Raw genomic sequence first — 2,493 nt, forward strand, 5'->3', positions numbered from 1 at the left:
GGCCGGCGGGAGCGGGGCCGGCGTGCTCTACGGTGTGTATGCGCTGCTGCGGCAGGTGCAGACGGGTCAGCCGCTGGCGGGCCTCAGCCTGAGCAGCCGCCCGCGCATTCAATACCGCCTGCTGAACCATTGGGACAACCCCAATGGCACCGTGGAGCGCGGCTACGCGGGCTCCAGCATCTGGAAGTGGAACGAACTGCCCCAGCGCCTCGACCCGCGCTACACCGACTACGCCCGCGCCAATGCCTCGATTGGGCTCAACGGCGTGGCCATCAACAACGTGAATGCCAGCGCGCGCTACCTCACAAGTGAGTACATCGGCAAGGTGCAGGCGCTGGCGGGCGTGATGCGGCCTTACGGCATTCGCGTGTATCTGTCGGTGTTCTGGGCCGCGCCCAAGGTGATTGGCGGGCTGAAAACGGCCGACCCGCTCGACCCGCAGGTGAAGCAGTGGTGGGCCGCCAAAGCTGAGGAGTTGTACCGGGCCATTCCCGATTTCGGCGGCTTTCTGGTGAAGGCCAACTCGGAGGGCGAGCCCGGCCCGCAGGACTACGGCCGCACCCACGCCGACGGCGCCAACATGCTGGCCGCCGCCCTGGGCCAGCACGACGGCATTGTGATGTGGCGCGCCTTCGTGTACAAGGCCGGCAGCGGCGACCGGTTCAAGCAAGCCTATGAGGATTTCAAGCCGCTCGACGGGCAGTTTGCGCCCCGCGTGCTGGTGCAGGTGAAGAATGGGCCCATTGATTTTCAGGCCCGCGAGCCCTTCCACCCGCTGTTTGGGGCCATGCCCAAAACGCCGCTGGTGCTGGAAGTGCAGCTCACCCAGGAGTATCTGGGCATGGCCACGCACTGGGTGTATTTGGCCCCGCTGTTCAAGGAATGCCTCGACTCGGATACCCAGACCAAAGGCCCCGGCTCGACGGTGGCGAAGGTGGTGGACGGCAGCCTCGACCAGCACCGCATCAGCGGCATCGCGGGCGTGGCCAACATCGGCACCGACCGCAACTGGACCGGTCACCCCATGGCCCAGGCCAACTGGTACGCCTTCGGCCGCCTGGCCTGGGACTATACGCTGAGCTCGAAAGCCATTGCCACCGAGTGGGCCCGCATGACCCTGACCCGCGAGCCCGCCGCCGTGGCCACCATCGTGGACGTGATGGAGAAGTCGCGCGACATCTACGTGCGCTACACCACGCCGCTAGGCCTGCATCACATCATGGGCCAGAACATTCACTACGGTCCCGAGCCCTGGCTGGCCGAGGCCGGCCGCCCCGACTGGACGGCCGTGTACTACCACAAAGCCGACTCGGTGGGTCTGGGTTTCGACCGCACCGCCAAAGGCTCTAACGCGCTGGCGCTGTATTCGCCGGGCGTGCAGCAGGAGTGGGGCAATGCCAAAACCTGCCCGCTCAACTACCTGCTCTGGTTCCACCACGTGGGCTGGCGGCAGCCGCTGCCCACCGGTCGCACCCTCTGGAACGAGCTGGTGACGCGCTACTACACCGGCACCGACTCGGTGGCCTGGATGCAGCGCCGCTGGGCCAGCGTGAAGCCCCAGGTTGATGCCGCGCTGTTTGCCGATGTGGCCGCCCGCCTGCAAATCCAACAGCGCGAGGCCGTGTGGTGGCGCGATGCCTGCGTGCTCTACTTCCAGACCTTCTCGCGGCAGCCCCTGCCGACCCCCTTCGCGCCGCCCACCCGCACCCTGGCTGAGGTGAAAACCCTGGTCGACCTCTACCAGCTCAAATAATTCTGCCGCTTCCCAACCCGCTATCGATATGAACCCCACCACTTACTCCAACGGCTCGGCCACCGCCACGGCCGCCCCGCAGGCGGCCCCGGCCAACGTGTTTTCGCTCGAAGGCCAGCTGGCCCTTGTGACGGGCGGCGGCACCGGCATCGGGCTCGAAATTGCCCGCTGCATGGCCACGGCTGGGGCCACGGTCATCATCACGGGGCGGCGCGAGGAGGTGCTGCGCGGCGCGGTAGCCGAACTGGGCGAGGCCGTGCACTACCTAGTGAACGACGTGACCGACTTGAGCGCCATCGACGCGCTGGTGGCCGAAGTGGAAGCCACCTATGGCCCGATTGATATTCTGGTGAACAACGCCGGCATCAATCTCAAAAAGCCCGCCCTGGAGGTGTCGGACGAAGAGTTCAGCCGCATTCTGCACACCAACCTGCACGCGGTGTTTGCCCTCACGCGGGCCTGCGCCGCCCGCATGCTGCCCCGCCGCAAGGGCGTGATTCTGATGATTTCGTCGATGGCCGCCTACTACGGCATCGACCGCGTGGTGGCCTACGCGGCCTCCAAGTCGGCAGTGGAGGGCATGGTGAAGGTGCTGGCCTCGGAATTCTCTGCGCACGGCGTGCGGGTGAATGCCATTGCGCCGGGCTTCATCGAAACGGCCATGAGCCGCACGGCCATGAACTCCGACCCCGACCGCCGCGACCGCGCCATGCGCCGCACGCCCATGGGCAAGTTCGGCC

At 66.7% G+C, this 2,493-nt stretch carries 2 protein-coding genes; both read left to right on the forward strand.

The genetic code is table 11. The features are described 5' to 3' along the window. Positions 1 to 1,753, forward strand: a 1,753-nt coding sequence (locus tag ACYVDE_RS20210) for an alpha-glucuronidase (RefSeq protein WP_460503339.1), incomplete at its 5' end; no start/stop codon positions are given. A gap of 28 nt (positions 1,754 to 1,781) precedes the next feature. Further along, on the forward strand, positions 1,782 to 2,493 hold a 712-nt coding region (locus ACYVDE_RS20215; protein ID WP_460503340.1), incomplete at its 3' end, for an SDR family NAD(P)-dependent oxidoreductase.

The sequence above is a fragment of the Hymenobacter agri genome (genome assembly GCF_054778495.1).